Genomic DNA, 16,105 nt, shown 5'->3' on the forward strand with positions numbered 1-16,105 from the left:
CTAAGCTGCCCGCACCGTCTTACCGCATCGGTAGGGGTCCGATCGAGTGAGGAGGCCGACATGGCCACGACCATTCGCGCAGACAAGAGCGCGGTAGCGCCGTCCCAGAACGGTCCCGCCGCGACGTGGACGGAGGAGGAGCTCGAAGAGGTCCGTCAGCGGCTGACAGCCGAGATCGAGGAGCTGACCGCGGAGATCGCCCGGGCGGAGTCGGAGATCGCCGCCGGCGACGTCACCGACGGCGCGGGCGACGACCAGGCCGATGCCGGCGCCCGGACGTATGCGCGGGAACGCGAGATCGCCCTTACCCTGAATTCGCGCGACCTGGTCGCGCAGAACGAGCGAGCGATCGCCCGGATCGACGCGGGGACCTACGGAGAGTGCGAATCGTGCCACCAGCCGATCGGCAAGGAGCGCCTGCAGGCGTTCCCGAGGGCGACGCTGTGCGTGGCCTGCAAGCAGAAGGAGGAGCGCCGCTGACCGACGGCGGCGCCGCCGACGGGACGGCCGCCCCGGCCGTCCCGTCCGGCAGGCGGCGGATCGCCGTGCTCGCGACGATCGCACCGATCGTCTACCTTCTCGACCTGGTCACGAAGACGATCGTCCTGGAGACCCTCGAGGGCAGGGACCCGCTGGTCCTCATCCCGGGCCTGCTCCAGCTCCGGGTGATCTTCAACTCCGGGGCCGCCTTCAGCATCGGCACCGGCATGACGATCATTTTCACGTTCGTCGCGGCCGGAGTGGTGATCGCCATTCTGCGCACCGCGCGCCACCTGCGCAGCCTGCCCTGGGCGGTCACGCTCGGCCTGCTGCTCGGCGGGGCGCTCGGCAACCTGACCGACCGCGTCTTCCGCTGGCCGGCGGGCTTCGGCAGGGACGCGCCGTTCCAGGGGTATGTCGTCGACTTCATCGAGACCTTCCCCGGGCACTTCCCCGTCTGGAACGTCGCCGACGCGGCGATCGTCTGCGGCGGCGTCCTCGCGGTCTTCTTCGCCTGGCGGGGCCACCAGATCGACGGAACGCGCGACACCGGAGAGAAGGAGCGCAAGAACGATGGCTGAGCGGCGGAGCCTCCCGATCCCCAACGGCCTGGAGGGCGAGCGCCTCGACGCCGCCCTGTCGCGGCTGTTCGGCCTGTCGCGCACCCGGGCGGCGGAGCTGATCGCCTCCGGCGACGTGCTGGTGGACGGGTCCACCGCGGCCAAGTCCGACCGGGTCCAGGGCGGCGAGTGGCTGGACGTCACCCTGCCCCCGCCGCCCGCCGCGCCGATGCCGGTGGCCGAGCCGATCCCCGGCATGGCGATCCTCCACGAGGACGACGACATCGTCGTCGTCAACAAGCCCGTCGGCGTGGCGGCCCACCCGACCACCGGCTGGACCGGGCCGACCGTGATCGGGGGCCTGCTGGGCGCCGGGCACCGGGTGGCCACCAGCGGGGCGGCCGAGCGCCAGGGCATCGTGCACCGCCTGGACGCCAACACCACCGGCGCGATGGTCGTGGCCAAGAGCGAGCACGCCTACTCGGTCCTCAAGCGCGCCTTCAAGGAGCGCACGGTCGACAAGATCTACCACGCCCTGGTCCAGGGCCACCTGGACCCGCTCCGCGGCACGATCGACGCGCCGATCGACCGCCACCCGTTCGCGGACGGCAAGTTCGCCGTCGTGGCGGGGGGCAAGGAGTCGGTCACCCACTACGACACGATCGAGGCGTTCCGCGCGGCGTCGCTGCTGAGCATCAAGCTGGAGACGGGCCGCACGCACCAGATCCGGGTGCACATGTCGGCGCTGCGCCACCCGTGCGTGGGCGACATGCTCTACGGCGCGGACCCCACGCTGGCCGCGCGGCTGGGCGTGAACCGCCAGTGGCTGCACGCGGTCGGTCTCGCCTTCGAGCACCCGGCGACGGGTGAGTGGGTCAGCTTCACCGCGGACTACCCCGAGGACCTGGCGCACTCCCTGAAGGCCGTCAGCGGCGACGCGTAGGCGGCCGCCGGCGCCGCGCGGTCCGCCGGTGGTGACGCGGTGGTGGCACGCGTTCTGCCGGTGCCGACGGGCGGGCCGTCAGCCCCTCGCGTCCCGGCCCCCGGCAGAGGCGCCGGACCTCTCTTCGCCCTTCCCGGCCCCGCGGGGGCTCACGGCCGCGCCGGGGGCGTTCCCGCGCCCGCCGCCCTCGTCCGGATCGACCCGGCCGGGGGCGTCCTCGCCGCCGGTGTCCCGGCCCTGCCCGCCGCCGGCGCCGCGGTCCTGCCCGGAGCGGTCCCGCGGTGTCTCCTCCGCGCCGCGCCCGTTCCCGGCGGAGGGACGCGAGGGCTCCGCGGAGGGCTTGCGGGCGGGCCCGCCCGAGGGCTTCCCCGACGCCTTCTCCGGAGCGCCCCGCGCGGGCCTGCCCGCGGAGCCGCTCGGAGACCCGTCGCGGGAGCTCCCGTCGCCCCGGGTGGATCCGGTGCCGCTCCGCCCGCCGCCCGCGTCCGCGTCACGGGTACGGCTCCGCCCGTCGCCCGCGTCACGGGTGCCGGTCCGCACCGTCTCCGCGCCTGGGGGAGTCTCGCTCCCGTCCGCCGGAGCGGTCGCGGAGACCGAGGGCGCCGGGGAACCCGTGGGACCCGCGGGGCCGGCCTGCGTCCGCGAGGTGACCCACGCCATCCCCCCGGAGGAGAGGGCGACCGCGAGCGCGGCCGCGGAGACCAGGGTCATGACCGGGCGCCGTCGTGGCGGAGCCTGCCGGGCCGCGGCGGGGGAGCGACCCGGTGGCGTCCCCGTGCCGGCGTCCGGCGGCACGGCCCCCGCGGCGGGGAGCGCCGCAGCCGCGGCGGAGGCCGCCGGGACGGGGCCCTCCCGGAACGGGTACGGCGGTGGCACGGCGGCCCGCCGGCCGGCCCGCTGCCCGGCCCGCCGGCCGCCGAGGTCGATCGGCATGGTGGACTCGGGCGCCGTGCCGTCCATGACCGCCCGCAGGCGCAGCTGCGCCTCCTGCGGGGACATGCGCGCCTTCGGGTCCTTCCTGAGCAGGCCGCAGATCACCGGGCCCAGCGCCCCGGCGCGCCGGAGCGGGGGCGGCGGCTCGTGCATGACCGCGGCGAGCGTCGCCAGCGGGTGGGCGCGCTGGAAGGGGGAGCGCCCCTCGACCGCCATGTACAGCGTCACGCCGAGCGACCACAGGTCGGAGGCGAGGCTCGCCGCGCCGCCGCCCGCCCGCTCCGGGGCGATGAACGCGGGGGTGCCGATGAGCGCCCCGGTCCTGGTCACCGAGGAGTCGCCCTCCAGCATCGCGATGCCGAAGTCGGTCAGCACGGCCCGGCCGTCGGGGGCGATCAGCACGTTGTCCGGTTTGACGTCGCGGTGCAGGACCCCCACCCGGTCCGCGGCGAGCAGCGCGCCGAGCACCTCCAGCCCGGCCCGCGCCACCCGGGCCGGCGGGAGCGGCCCGTCCTCCCTGGTCACGGCGCCGAGCGTGCGGGACTCCACGAACTGCATCACGATCCAGGGCCGGTTCCGCTCCTCGACCACGTCGTAGACCGTGGCCACGCACGGGTGGCCGATCCGCCCGGCGGCGCGGGCCTCCCGGAGCGTCCGGGCGGTGAACGCCTCCCGCTCCGACGCCGTCAGATCGGGTGAGGGCACGACCTCCTTGACGGCCACGTCCCGGCCGAGCACCTCGTCGCGCGCCCGCCAGACCGTGCCCATGCCCCCTCGTCCGACGGGTTCCAGCAGCCGGTAGCGGTGGGCGATGAGCTCCTGTGAGTCGGACATGGAGCCCCGACTACCCCGGACGGGGACGGGTAATCTGGACTTTTTATGTGATCTAGGTGGAAAGCCTGCCTCCGGGTGGGAGCGGAGAGGGCGCCACCCGGAGCGGCCGGGCCGCCCAGGCGGGCAGCCACCAGTTCCAGCGGCCCATCATGGCGACCACCGCGGGCACCAGGACACCGCGGATGAGCGTCGCGTCCAGCAGGACGCCGAGGGCCAGCCCGCTGGCGAAGACCTTCACGTCCAGCTCGGGGGTCATGGCCAGCGCCGCGAAGGAGACGAACAGGATCAGCGCGGCCGAGGTGACCAGGCGCCCGGTCCGCCCCACGCCCTCGACCACCGCGTGGACGGTGTCGCCCGACCTGTCGTACTCCTCCCGCATCCTGGCCAGGATGAAGACCTCGTAGTCCATGCTGAGGCCGTACAGGAAGGCGAAGATCGTCAGGGGGACGAACTCGCCGATCGAACCGGTCGGCTGGACGCCCAGCAGCTCGCGGGTGCCCCAGCCGTACTGCCAGAGCAGGACCATCGCGCCGACCACCGCGCCCAGCGAGAGCAGGTTGAGCGCGATCGCCTTGAGCGGGAGCAGCAGCGAGCGCAGCGCCCGCGCCAGCATCACGAACGTGACCAGCGCGACCGCCGCGAGCATCCACGGGAAGGCCCCGTAGGCGTGCCGGAGGAAGTCCATGCTCTGCGCGGCGTTGCCGCCCACCCGCGCGGTCCCGGCCGTGGTCCCGGCCGCGGTGGCGATGCCGGTACCGGTGGCGGTGCCGGCCGTGGTCCCGGCGGTGGTGTCCGAGACGGCCCGGCGGACCCGGGCGATGGTCTCCTGCCCGGCGTCGGCGCCGCTCTCCGCGACCGGGAGCACGGTGACCACCGCGGTGCCCTCGCGCCGCCAGGACGCGCCGTCCGGGGCCAGCACGGCGGACACGCCCTCGACGCCCCGGATGCGCTCCGCCACCGGGGCGGGGTCGCCGGTGACCAGCACGTCGAACGGGGTGATGGAGCCGGAGGGCACGCCCGCCCGGCGCAGCGCGGCCAGCCCCTCGTGGGCGGGGCCCGAGGCGCGGAGGTCACCGCTCTCCGGCAGGCCGAGGTCCGCGGCAGGCGCGATGGCGGCCAGCGCGAGCAGCAGGCCGCCGGAGACCAGCGCGGCCGGCACGCGCAGCCGTATCACCCCGCGGGCCCAGGCCGACCAGGCGCACCCGGCCCGCGCCTCCCGGTGGAACGGCGTCGCCGCCGGGCCCTTGGCGGCGGACCGCGCCCGCCGGCGCTCCAGCCGCCGCCCGGTCAGCGCGAGCAGGACCGGCAGCACGGTCAGCGTGGCGGCCACGCTGACCGCCGCGACGACCATCCCGGTGAGGCCGAGGCTGCGCAGGAACGGCACCGGCAGCACCACCATGGTCACCAGGCCGATCGCGACCGCCGCCCCGCTGGACAGCACCGCGCGCCCGGCGCCGCGCATCGCCCGGTGCACGGCCTCGTCGCCGCGGTGACCGCTCGCCTGCTCCTCCCGCCACCGGGCCACCAGCAGCAGCGAGTAGTCGACGGCGATGCCCAGGCCCAGCAGCGGCATGGTGGTCAGCGCCACGTCGTGCACGGTCGTCACCAGCGTCAGCAGCAGGATCACGGCGAACGACACGAAGACCGACAGGGCGGAGACGAGGAGCGGGACGAAGGCCAGGGCGGAGCGGAAGACGAGCAGCAGCACGACCACGGCGGCGGCCGCCCCGATCCCGATCTTGGCCGGGACGTCCACGCCGCCCGCGTCCACGCCCGGCGCGAGGGCGTCCAGCCCGGTGACGCGCACGGTGCTGCCCTCGGGGAGGACGGGCGCCATCGCGGCGGCGATCACCGGGCCCTCGTCGGGCGTCTCGCCCAGGCCGCCGCCCGGCGGGCTGCCGTCGGAGTAGGCGCCGGGGAAGACCAACCCGAACGTGGTCCGGCCGTCCGCGCCGACGAGCCGCGGGTCGCCGGTGTCGGCGTAGGAGACCACGCGGGCCCGGGGCAGCTCGGCCGCCACGGCCGCGAACGCCCGGCCGACGGCCTGCCTGCTCTCCTGCGCCCGCATGCCCTCGGGCAGCACCACGACGGGGACGAACGGCCGCTGGTAGCCGCCGTTCCCGTAGATCCTGACGATTTCCCGGTTGGCCTCGAACGCGGGCATGCCGGGGTGGGCGTACTCCTCGGACAGGCGCTGGATCGCGAGCGGGGTCGCGGCCAGGCCCGCCAGGAACGCGCACACGGCCAGCAGTGTGACCAGCCGCCTGCGCCGCAGGACGAAGATCGAAAGTCGCTCCATGCGCTCCAGTGCAGCAAGGCGGTCTTCGAGGCCCGTGCGACCGCTCTGGGAGAACCCTGTGGATCGGGCTTCACAGAGTTCTCTGAGGACTTTCGGAGATCATCCGGGGGAGACTGGAGCGGTGAGCCGCATACTGGTCGTGGACGACGAGCCCTACCTCGCCGATCTCGTCGCCACCGCGCTGCGCTACGAGGGCTTCGAGACGGCGATGGCGGAGACGGGCGCCGCGGCGGTGTCGGCGGCGGCCTCCTTCCGCCCCGACCTGATCGTCCTGGACGTGATGCTGCCCGACGTGTCCGGCACGGAGGTGTGCCGGCGGCTCCGGGCGGCCGGGTCGGAGGTCCCGGTGGTCTTCCTCACCGCGCGCGACGCGACCGAGGACAAGATCGGCGGACTGTCCGCGGGCGGGGACGACTACGTCACCAAGCCGTTCAGCCTCCAGGAACTGGTCGCCCGGATCCGGGCGGTGCTGCGCCGGACCCGCCGGGCCGGGCCGGACACCGGACGGCTGGCCTTCGCCGGCCTCGTCATCGACGAGGACGCCTACGAGGTCCACCGGGACGGCCGGCGCATCGACCTGACCCCCACCGAGTTCAAGCTGCTGCGCTTCCTGACCGCCAACGCGGGCAGGCTGGTCTCCAAGCGGCAGATCCTCGACCACGTGTGGGAGTACGACTTCGGCGGCAACGACGGCGTCGTGCAGACGTACATCAGCTACCTGCGCCGCAAGGTCGACTCCTGCGGCCCGCCCCTCATCCACACCGTGCCCCGGGTGGGCTACGTGCTGCGCCTGCCCCGGGAGGAGTGATGTCCCTGCGCGCCCGGCTGGTCGTCACCGTCGTCGCCCTGGTCGCCCTGGCCCTCGGCCTGGTCGCCGGGGCCGTCTTCGGGGCGCTGCAGGACTGGCGCGGGCACCACGGCGCCCGGCTGCTGGCCATGGCCTCGCCCGAGGACCTGCTCGCCGCCTCCGACGAGCTGACCGGGCGGATCGCCCGCGTCCTGGCCGTCTCCTCGGCCGCGGCACTGGCCGGCCTGACCCTGCTCGCCGCGTACCTGGTCCGCCGGGGCCTGCGCCCGCTGGACCGCATCGTGGAGACCGCGGCGGACATCGGCGCCGGCGACCTCGACCGCCGGATCGAGGCCGCGCCGGCCGCCGGCGAGGTGGGCCGCCTCGGCCACGCGCTCAACGCGATGCTCGGCCAGCTGGAGGCGGCGTTCCGGGAGCGGGAGGAGTCGCAGGAGCGGCTGCGCCGCTTCGTCGCCGACGCCTCCCACGAGCTGCGCACCCCCGTCGCCACCATCCGCGGGTACGCCGAGCTGTTCCGGCGCGGCGCGGCCACCCGGCCTGAGGACCTGGCCGTGGCCATGCGCAGGATCGAGGCGGAGGCGACCCGGATGGGCGCGCTGGTGGACGAGATGCTGCTGCTCGCCCGCCTGGAGGCGGGCCGGCCGCTGGAGCGGGCCCCGGTCGAGCTGACCGCCCTGGTGGCCGACGCGGTGGCCGACACCCTCGCCATCGAGCCGGACCGGCCGCTGGAGACCGAGCACCCGGGGCCGGTCGAGGTGCCCGGCGACGCCGCCCGGATCCGCCAGGCGGTCGGCAACCTCCTGGCCAACGTGCTCGCGCACACCCCGCCGGGCGCCCCGGCCGTGGTCCGGGTGCGCCGGGCGGGCGGGGAGGCGGTGATCGAGGTCGCCGACACCGGGCCGGGGCTCGGCGAGGAGCAGCGCACGCTCGTCTTCGAGCGCTTCTACCGGGCCGGAGGCGGCCGCGGCGGGGAGCGGCACCAGGGCGGGGCCGGACTCGGGCTGGCCATCGTGGCGGCCGTCGCCGCCGCCCACGGCGGCCGGGCCGAGGCGGACTCCCGCCCCGGCGGGGGCGCCGTCTTCCGGATGGCGCTGCCGCTCGGGTGACCCGCCGGGCCCACCTGGAACGGCCCGGCCGGAACGGCTCGGCCGCCGCAGCCGCAGCCGGACGGTGCACGGGCGGCCGCCGCGCTCCCCGGGGGGCGGGAACCGGGGCCGCCGGGGATCAGCAGGGACCGCCGGAGATCGCCGGGGACCAGAGCCCGGGGTCGTTCCGGCGGTCCTCCGGAGTCAGAGCCCGGCGTATCGCAGCGCCGCGGTGACGGCCGCCGCGGCCACCAGCACCACCAGGAACGGCGCGCGCAGCAGCAGCGCGACCACGGCGGCGCCCAGCCCCGCGGTGCGCGGCCAGTCGAGGCCCAGCGCCTGCCCCTCGGCGAAGGTCTGCACCGCGATCAGCGCGGCCAGCAGCGCCACCGGGACCAGCGCGGCGAAGCGCTGCACGCCCGGGTGGTCGAGCACCCGGCGCGGCGCCGAGAGCCCGGCCAGCTTCAGCGCGTAGCAGCCCAGGGAGACGGCGATCACCGCCTGCCAGACGGTCATCGCGGACTCCTCAGCACGACGGCGAGCACGGCCGCGGCGGCCAGCAGCACGGGCACGCCCGCGGGGGCGAACGGGGTCGCGGCCAGCGCCACGGCCGCCCCGCCCGCCGCGACCGCCCGGAGCGTGCGGGCCTCGGGGCCGGAGCCGGTCAGCCGGGGCCAGAGGATCGCCAGGAACGTCGCCGGGCCCACCGCGTCCAGCCCGAACACCGCCGGGTCGGCCACCCGCGAGGTGCCCAGCGCGCCGAGCAGGGTCGTGGCGTTCCAGGTCAGGTAGAGGCTGGCGAAGGTGACGAAGAACCCGGTCCGGGCCGACTCTGCGTCCGGCTGGGCCAGGGTCACCGCCGTCGTCTCGTCGATCACCCCGTGGGCGATGGGGAGGCGGCGCCAGCCCCGGGCGCCGAGCAGGCCGGACAGGCGCAGGCCGTACAGGCCGTTGCGGACGCCGAGCAGCAGCGCGCCCGCGGCGCCCGCCGCCAGGCTGCCGCCGCCCGCCACGACGCCGGCCAGCGCGAACTGCGAGGCGCCGGTGAAGGCGAACAGGCTCAGCACGCACGCCTGGGCCACGCTCAGCCCGGCGGTGACGGCGGCGGCGCCGAAGGCCACCCCGGACAGGCCCACCGCGATCCCCACGCCCAGCCCGTCCCTGACCGCAGAGGAACGAGTGGTTGTTTCCATGCGAGTGAGGTTATGTCCGGTTCAAGGGTGGGTCTTGTACGTTCCTGCACGCTGGTAGGCGGCCGGCGGCACGCCGACGATCCGTTTGAAGTGCCGGTTCAGGTGGGCCTGGTCGGTGAAGCCGACCTCCGCGGCGACCCGGGCGGGTGGCGTCCCGGCGTCGAGCAGGGAGCGTGCCCGCCGTACCCGGAGGGTGTTCAGGTAGGTGTGCGGGGGCAGGCCGGTGGCGGCCTTGAACGCGCGGATCAGCGCGAACGGCCGCGCCTCCACGGCGCGGGCCAGGTCCTCCAGCGTCGGCGGGTCGACGAGGCTCCCGTGCAGGATCTCGCGGGCCAGCCGTACCGCGCGGTCCCCGGCGTCCCGCGGCGGCAGGAGCGGGCGGCGGGCGGCGTGGCGCCGCACCAGCGCGCCGAAGGCCGCGCGGGCCAGGCTGGAGGAGGCCAGGTCGTCGCCGTGTTCGGCGGCGGCGTGGGCGGCGCGCAGCAGGGAGGCGGCGTGCGGGGAGGAGACCACGGCCTCGGGGAAGTACGGCGTGCCCCGCCCGGCCAGCAGCTCCGCCGCGACGCCGGAGACCACCTCGACGGACGGGTAGAGCATCCGGTAGGCCCAGCCGTCCGGCACGCCCGCGTGGCCGGTGTGCACCTGCTCGGGGTCGACCAGGACCACCGCCCCGGCGCCGGCGCGGTGCCGCTCGCCCCGGTAGTCGAACTCCTCGACCCCGGACAGGATCACCCCGATCGCGTACTGCTCGTGCACGTGCCGGGTGAAGCGGTGCGTGACGTAGCGGGCCTTGAGCAGGTCCACGCCCGGCAGCGCCGGGTTCCGCCAGAACCGCGCCGCCTCCCCGCCCGGCTCCGCGCTCATGGCCGGAAGGTGTCGGTGAACCGGTCGAAGTAGGCGCGGTCCCAGCGGTCCTCGGGGCTCTCCCAGTAGATCGCGTACGGCGTGCCGTCCGCGGTGCGGAAACCCCGGTCCAGCACGTGCATCGGCACGCCCCCGCTGGTGTAGGTGAACTCCCAGTCGGCGGCGGCCAGGCCCCGGTAGCTCAGCGGGGTGATGCCGATCCGGCGGTAGCTCTGCCGGTGCACGCTGATGACCTTCTCGACCTTCTCCCAGTGCTTGACCGGGTCGACCTCGGGATCCTCGGTCGACTCGATCCACAGGAAGCTCGCCGCGCCCGGCGCCCGGAACTCCACCCGGTTGCGGTCGGTGGCGCGCCTGGCGGTCCACTTCCGCGGGATCGCCACGGTGAAGCCCATCTCGGGGTCCTCGTACCACCGCCAGCCCTTCGGCAGCCGGCCGGTCCCGGAGCCCGCAGTGGAGTCCGGGGCGGTGGAGTCCGGGGCGGGGGAGGCCCCGGGCGTGCGGCCGGTCCCGCTGGAGGGCGCCGTGGGAGGCGCCGTGGCGGGTCCGGCGTCACCGGCCGGCCGGTCCGCCGCCGCGGAGGTCCCGCCGTCCCGCAGGACGAGCCAGCCGCCCACGCCCACGGCGACCGCGAGCACCGGCGCGCCCACCGCGAGGGCCAGCTTCCTGGCCGACGGCCAGGAGGAGGCGGGGCTCCCGGCGAGGGTCGGGTGCTCCCGCCGGGACCGGCGGCCGGTCCCGGCCGTCCCCGCGGGTCCGCCCGGGTGGGCGGGGAAGGCGGCCGGCGCCGGGTGCGCGGGCCCGCCCGGGTACGGCACGGGCGCGTGGCCGGCCGGTCCGGCCGCGGGCCTCGGGGTGGCGGCGAACGGGTCGCCCGGGGTGGCGGGGAAGGGGGTGGCGGCGAACGGGTCGCCCGGGGTGGCGGGGGAGGGCGCGCCGGGACGCGCGGACCGGGACGGCTCGGATGCCTGACCGGGGAAGGCGCCGGGGGAGACGCCGGGAGAGGACTGGGGGGCACCGGGGACGTCCCGGTACGCGCCGGGGGCCGCCGGGTGCGCGGGCCCGGGCGGCCCGCCGTACGCGGGCGCCGGGCCGGGCGGGGCCACCCCGCCGGAGCGCGGGGAAGGACCCGTGCGGCCGGAGGATCGGTCCGTGCGGGAGGGGCGGTCCGTGCGGCCGGAGGATCGGTCCGTGCGGGAGGGGCGGTCCGCGGAGGAGCGTCCGCCCGTGCCGCCCCGCGACGGGCGCGTCCCGGCCGCGGGGGCGGAGGGCGCGGCCAGCGAGGCGGGATAGGGCGCCTCCGCCGACGGCGGCGGGGGAGGGGGAGCCCCCTCCGGGACGGTCTGGCCTCCCGCGGCCAGGGTGAGCAGGGCCTCGGCCTCCCCGGCGCCCATGCGGGCGGCGGGGTCCTTGACCATCAGGCCGGTGATGACCGCGGCGAGGGGACCGGAGCAGGTCAGCGGCGCGGGCTCGCCGGAGAGCACGGCCATCATGGTGGCGGCGGCCGTGTCCCGCTGGAAGGGCGGACGGCCCTCCACCGCCGCGTACAGCGTGGCGCCCAGCGACCACAGGTCGGACTCCGGCGTGGCGGGCAGGCCGTGCAGCCGCTCGGGCGGCAGGAACGCCGGGGTGCCGACCATCCCGCCGGTGCGGGTGATGCCCGTGTCGTGGGAGTTCGCGGCGATGCCGAAGTCGGTCAGCACCACCCGGCCGTCGTCGGCCAGCAGCACGTTCTCCGGCTTGACGTCGCGGTGGAGCACCCCGGCGGCGTGCGCGGCCCGCAGCGCGCCCAGCACGCTCAGGCCCACGGCCGCCGCCCGCGCGGGGGCCAGCGGCCCCCGCTCGCGGACGACCTCGCCCAGCGAGCGCGAGCGCACCAGCTGCATGACGATCCAGGGCCGCCCGTCCTCCTCGACCACGTCGTGCACGATGATCACGGACGGGTGGTCGAGCCGCCCGGCGGTCTTGGCCTCCCGGACGGTGCGCTGGTTCAGGTCGGCCCGCGCGGTCTCGTCGATCCCGCGGTAGCGGACCTCCTTGACCGCGACGACCCGGTCGAGGAGCTCGTCGTGGGCGCGCCAGACGACGCCCATCCCGCCCTCGCCGATGGGCTCGAGCAACTGGTAGCGGCCCGCGACCTTCCGCTCGGTCATGTGTCGGTCGACTCCCCTCGGCCCCTGAATCCCCCGCATCGTAGCCGGTCGGGCGGGGCCCTACTTTTTCGACGAGAAGGTCGAGGCGAAGCCGTCGAACAGCTTCAGGTCCTTCTTCCAGCGGGAGGCGAGGGTGTGCCAGTAGATCGCGTAGCCCCGCCCGCCCTCGGTGACGAACCCCCGGTTGCGCACCCGGGCCTTGCCGTAGCTCGTCCGCCAGGTGAACTCCCAGTCGGCGGCGTCCTCCATGTAGTCGACGGTCTTGATCCAGATGAGCTTGTATCCCCGGAAGTTGTGGCGGGCCTGGGGCTCGTAGTCGTCCCAGTCCTTCTTGGCGGACGAGCCGGGCTTGTCCGTGTAGTCGATCATGACGAAGCGCCGGCTGTCGTCGGGGTCGCCGAACGTCACCCGCGGGCCCTCCCGCTCGATGACCTTCCAGCCCTTGGGCAGGCCGATCGAGAAGCCGAAGCGGTCCTTGTGCATGCGCCAGCCGGAAGGGAGCGCGGACTCGTCCTTCTTCTCCTTCTTCTTCTCGCTCTCCGACGGGCTGGGCGCGGGGCTGGAGGCGGACTCGGACTCCGAGGGCTCCGCGCCTCCGCCGGAGGACTCTCCCGGGTCGGAGGGGGGCGAGGCGGGCGCGCTCGTGCCCGGGCCGGACCGCCCCGCCGCCTCCGGTTCGTCGCTGTTCATGCCGGCCCAGACGCCGACCGTGCCCACCAGCAGCAGCGCCCCCACCGCCACGGGCAGGGCGCGCCGGACCCCAGGCAGGGCGGTGGCCCTGGTGATCCCGGTGGCCCTGGTGATCCCGGTGAGCGCCGCGATCCCGGCGGCCGCGGGCCGTCCCCGCTCCTGCGTGCGCCCTCGGCTGGCGGGCCGGGGCGCGGTCGGCAGGGGTGCGGTCGGCCGGGGCGGGGCCGGCGCGGCGTCGGCTGGCTCCTCGGGGACCAGGTTCCTGACGTACGCCCTGATGTCCGGGGACGGGGAGACCGCCGAGGCCGACGGGTCCGCCGGGCCCGACGGGGGAGGCTCCTCGGCGGGGGCGGCCTTCAGGGTCGGTGCGGTCTCCTTCTCCGCGACCGCGTCCTGCCCGGAGTCTCCCGAGGCGGTCCCGGCAGTGGTCTCCGCGGGGGCCTCAGCGGGGGTCGCGGCAGCGGTCTCCCCGTCCCCGGTGACGGCCTCGGCGGGGGTCCCGCCGGAACCGGCCGTGCCGTCCCCGGCGGCCGGTGCGGCGTCCCCGCCGTGCGGCAGGGCCTCCCCGGCGGGGAGCGGCGCGGAGACGTGCCCGGTCTGCGGGATCACCGGGGCGGCCTCCGGCGCGTCCCCGGGCTCCGCACGGCCGGCGGCCTCGTCCCGCCCGCGCGGCCCGGAGGACCCGCGGGGTCCGGCCGGCCCGTCCAGCCGGGCCGGAGCGGCCGCGCCGGCGGGGGAACCGCCGGGGGAGCCGCCCGGGGACGGAGGGACGACCTTCTCCCGCCCGGGCGGGGTCACGGACCTCTCCCGGGCGGGCGGCACGGCCCCGCCGGCGGCCTGGGACGGCGATCCGGACGCCGCCCTGGGAGAGGCATGGGAGGACGCCTGGGAGGACGCCGCGCCGGGGGACGCCGCGGGCCTGCGGGGGGCCTGCGACCCGTACGGCTTGCGCCGCTCGGGGGAGGCGCCCTCCGGCGCGGGCGAAGAGGGCGCGGCGGACGGGGCGCCGGGCCCCGGAGCGGGGGAGGCCGGGCGGACCAGCCACGACGGCTGCGTGGGCGCGCGGCCCTCGGTCACCTTCCGCAGCATGGCCGAGGCCTCGGCGTAGGTCAGCCGCTGGACGGGCTCCTTGCGGAGCAGCCCCTCCAGCACCGGCAGCAGCGGGCCCGCGTTGTGCGCCGGGTCGGGCGGGTCGGTCATGACCGAGTGCATGGTGGGCAGCGGCAGCTTGCGGTCGTGCGGGGACCTGCCCTCCACCGCCGCGTACAGCGTCGCGCCCAGCGACCACAGGTCGGACTCCCGCCGGGCGGGCAGGCCGCGCAGCCGCTCCGGCGCGATGAACGCCGGGGTGCCCGCCACCCCGGTCATGGTCAGGGTGCTCTCCGAGTCGAGCTTGGCGATGCCGAAGTCGGTGAGCACGACCCTGCCGTTCTGCGCGAGCAGCACGTTCTCCGGCTTGACGTCGCGGTGGAGCACCCCGGCGTCGTGCGCGCTGTGCAGGGCGTCCAGCAGGGCGAGCCCGATCTCGGCCACGCGCCGGGGCGGGAGCGGGCCGTCCTCGCGGAGCACCTGGCCCAGCGAGCGGGACGGCACGAGCTGCATGACGATCCAGGGCTGCTCGTTCTCCTCGATCACGTCGTAGACCATCACGACGTTCGGGTGGCTGAGCCGGGCCGCCGCGCGGGCCTCCCGGATCATGCGCTGGTTGAGCGTCTGGACGTCCTCACCGAGGGCGGCGGAGTAGCGGACCTCCTTGATGGCGACGGTCCGGTCGAGGAGCTCGTCATGGGCCTTCCAGACCGTGCCCATCCCGCCCCGCCCGATGGGCTCCAGGAGGTGGTAGCGGCCCGCGACGCGTCGCCCTTCCCGGTTCCCCTCCGACTGCATCACCAGCGTCAACCTCCCTCACAGTGGAGAAGATCCTCCCATAAACAGGGATCTGCCCCGACCCTCCGGAGGGCTCTACCGTCCTACCTGGCACGGGTTCGGGGAAACCGGGAGATCTGTCCGGCATTTGAGACGCCAATCCCGCAGTGTGGCGAATAGGGCGGTGATGGCCTAGTGTGGTCCGTATGAACCGCTGTCACGCGTTTACCAGGCCGGCTCCGGAGGGCCGGTCACCCGAGGCGTGATCCAGCGACCATCCTGAGCCGGCGAGGCAGAGACATCGTCTCTGCCTTTTTTGCTTCCCGCACCCGCCGGTCCGCAGGATGCGCACCGGCCGAGCATCTGGAGCCGAGATGTCGTTGACCGTACGGCCGGCCGCGCGGACGCGGCACCAGGCCGTCCACCTGGGAACGCTCGAGCTGGGCGGCGGCCCGGCCGTGGTGATCGGAGGCCCGGGCGCGGACGCCCGCCTGGCCGACCTGCGCGCGCCGCACGGATGGCCGTCCGCGGCCGAGGCGCTGTCCGCGGTCCGGGCGGGCTGGGCCGGACCGGTCCTGGTGGAGCCGTCCTGCGCCGACGACCTGCCGCAGATCGCCGCGATGGCCGACGCGGTGCTGGTCGGGTCGGCCTGGACGCGGGACCTGCGGCTGGTCCGGGCGGTCTCCCGGCTCGGCCTGCCGGTGGTGGTCCAGCGCGGCCCGGCCACGTCGCTGGCGGAGTGGCTCGCCGTCGCCGACTACTGCGCCGCCGAGGCGGGGGAGAACGTGGTGCTCTGCGAGGGCGGCGGACGCGGCCGGTCGGGCGCGCCGGCGGCCCCGCCCGACCTGGCCCTGATGCGCGAGGCCGCGCGGCGCTCCGGCCGCCCCGTCCTGGCCGGGCTGGGGGGCGACGCGGCGCTCGCCGCCGCCGCGGTCGCCGCGGGGGCCGACGGGCTGCTGCTGGCCCCGGACGCGGCGCCGGAGGCCACCGCGGCCGCACAGGAGGCCGTACGGGTCGTCGGCGCGCTGACCCGCCGGGAGGAGCCCGGCTCGGTGCTCGCCGCCCGCGGCGCCATCGACCGGGTGGACGCGGCCTTGGCGGTCCTGCTGGAGCGCCGCGCCGAGCTGGCCGGGATCGTGCAGCGGCTCAAGCCGGTCGGCGGGTTCGCCGGGCGCGACCTGGAACGCGAGCGGCGCCTGGTCGCGGAGATGGCCCGCCGGGCCCCCTCCCTCGGAGAGGCCCGGCTGGCGCCCATCATGAACGCCGTCATCGAGGCGGGGCTGCACCTGGCGGAGGAGCGCCGCGCCCGGCAGGCCGCCGCGGAACCGTCCGGGAGCGGCCTGCCCGCCGCGGCGGGCGGTCCCGGGCAGGGAGCGGGCCAGGAGGCCGGGGAAGCC

Annotated in this window: 12 protein-coding genes and 2 pseudogenes; 7 read left to right on the forward strand and 7 right to left on the reverse strand. The window is 76.4% G+C overall.

Annotation, left to right across the window (positions count from 1 at the left end; all coding sequences use genetic code 11):
- The first annotated feature begins 72 nt into the window (after positions 1 to 72).
- The 3 genes from ACFOWE_RS16450 to ACFOWE_RS16460 are packed head-to-tail and all read left to right on the forward strand — an operon-like array spanning position 73 to position 1,983.
- Entirely contained in the window at positions 73 to 480 is a 408-nt protein-coding gene (locus ACFOWE_RS16450; RefSeq protein ID WP_377289165.1) for a TraR/DksA family transcriptional regulator, read from the forward strand.
- On the forward strand, positions 444 to 1,061 hold the full coding sequence (locus ACFOWE_RS16455) for a signal peptidase II (RefSeq protein ID WP_377288564.1): 618 nt from the start codon (positions 444 to 446) through the stop codon (positions 1,059 to 1,061). Before ACFOWE_RS16450 ends, ACFOWE_RS16455 begins: the two co-directional genes overlap by 37 nt.
- Positions 1,054 to 1,983 (forward strand): RluA family pseudouridine synthase, encoded by a 930-nt coding sequence (locus tag ACFOWE_RS16460; protein ID WP_377288566.1) that lies wholly within the window; start codon positions 1,054 to 1,056, stop codon positions 1,981 to 1,983. Before ACFOWE_RS16455 ends, ACFOWE_RS16460 begins: the two co-directional genes overlap by 8 nt.
- Before the next feature lie 78 nt (positions 1,984 to 2,061).
- On the opposite strand, the gene ACFOWE_RS16465 is transcribed toward ACFOWE_RS16460, so the two are convergent.
- Together ACFOWE_RS16465 and ACFOWE_RS16470 are read right to left on the reverse strand one after the other, a co-directional pair.
- Positions 2,062 to 3,750, reverse strand: coding sequence for a serine/threonine protein kinase (locus tag ACFOWE_RS16465; RefSeq protein WP_377288568.1), 1,689 nt, complete (start codon positions 3,748 to 3,750; stop codon positions 2,062 to 2,064).
- Positions 3,751 to 3,802: 52 nt separating this feature from the next.
- The gene (locus ACFOWE_RS16470) at positions 3,803 to 6,049 is read right to left on the reverse strand and encodes an MMPL family transporter (RefSeq protein ID WP_377288570.1); all 2,247 of its coding nucleotides are present in this window, start codon (positions 6,047 to 6,049) and stop codon (positions 3,803 to 3,805) included.
- A 121-nt stretch (positions 6,050 to 6,170) separates the two neighbouring features.
- Between ACFOWE_RS16470 and ACFOWE_RS16475 the strand changes: the two genes are divergently transcribed.
- Both ACFOWE_RS16475 and ACFOWE_RS16480 read left to right on the forward strand, forming a co-directional pair.
- The gene (locus ACFOWE_RS16475; RefSeq protein ID WP_377288572.1) at positions 6,171 to 6,857 is read left to right on the forward strand and encodes a response regulator transcription factor; all 687 of its coding nucleotides are present in this window, start codon (positions 6,171 to 6,173) and stop codon (positions 6,855 to 6,857) included.
- The gene (locus ACFOWE_RS16480) at positions 6,857 to 7,963 is read left to right on the forward strand and encodes a sensor histidine kinase (RefSeq protein WP_377288574.1); all 1,107 of its coding nucleotides are present in this window, start codon (positions 6,857 to 6,859) and stop codon (positions 7,961 to 7,963) included. Before ACFOWE_RS16475 ends, ACFOWE_RS16480 begins: the two co-directional genes overlap by 1 nt.
- A 183-nt stretch (positions 7,964 to 8,146) precedes the next feature.
- Here ACFOWE_RS16480 and ACFOWE_RS16485 read toward each other — a convergent pair whose 3' ends face one another.
- From ACFOWE_RS16485 to ACFOWE_RS16505, 5 genes are read right to left on the reverse strand one after another with little or no spacing between them, the layout of a single operon-like run.
- Positions 8,147 to 8,458, reverse strand: coding sequence for an AzlD domain-containing protein (locus tag ACFOWE_RS16485; protein WP_377288576.1), 312 nt, complete (start codon positions 8,456 to 8,458; stop codon positions 8,147 to 8,149).
- The gene (locus ACFOWE_RS16490; protein WP_377288578.1) at positions 8,455 to 9,135 is read right to left on the reverse strand and encodes an AzlC family ABC transporter permease; all 681 of its coding nucleotides are present in this window, start codon (positions 9,133 to 9,135) and stop codon (positions 8,455 to 8,457) included. The genes ACFOWE_RS16485 and ACFOWE_RS16490 overlap by 4 nt, the downstream gene beginning before the upstream one ends.
- A 21-nt stretch (positions 9,136 to 9,156) precedes the next feature.
- Positions 9,157 to 9,999, reverse strand: coding sequence for an AraC family transcriptional regulator (locus tag ACFOWE_RS16495; protein WP_377288580.1), 843 nt, complete (start codon positions 9,997 to 9,999; stop codon positions 9,157 to 9,159).
- Positions 9,996 to 12,152, reverse strand: coding sequence for a serine/threonine-protein kinase (locus ACFOWE_RS16500; RefSeq protein ID WP_377288582.1), 2,157 nt, complete (start codon positions 12,150 to 12,152; stop codon positions 9,996 to 9,998). Before ACFOWE_RS16500 ends, ACFOWE_RS16495 begins: the two co-directional genes overlap by 4 nt.
- Before the next feature lie 60 nt (positions 12,153 to 12,212).
- Entirely contained in the window at positions 12,213 to 14,732 is a 2,520-nt protein-coding gene (locus ACFOWE_RS16505) for a serine/threonine-protein kinase (RefSeq protein WP_377289167.1), read from the reverse strand.
- Positions 14,733 to 15,082: 350 nt separating this feature from the next.
- On the opposite strand from ACFOWE_RS16505, the pseudogene ACFOWE_RS16510 reads away from it, so the two are divergent.
- Together ACFOWE_RS16510 and ACFOWE_RS16515 are read left to right on the forward strand one after the other, a co-directional pair.
- Positions 15,083 to 15,562: pseudogene (locus tag ACFOWE_RS16510) on the forward strand (hypothetical protein); the annotation flags it as partial.
- 171 nt (positions 15,563 to 15,733) lie between these two features.
- Positions 15,734 to 16,018, forward strand: a pseudogene (locus tag ACFOWE_RS16515) (chorismate mutase); the annotation flags it as partial.
- Positions 16,019 to 16,105: the final 87 nt, after the last annotated feature.

The organism is Planomonospora corallina (assembly GCF_042650625.1).
Classification (GTDB): Bacteria; Actinomycetota; Actinomycetes; order Streptosporangiales; family Streptosporangiaceae; genus Planomonospora_B; species Planomonospora_B corallina.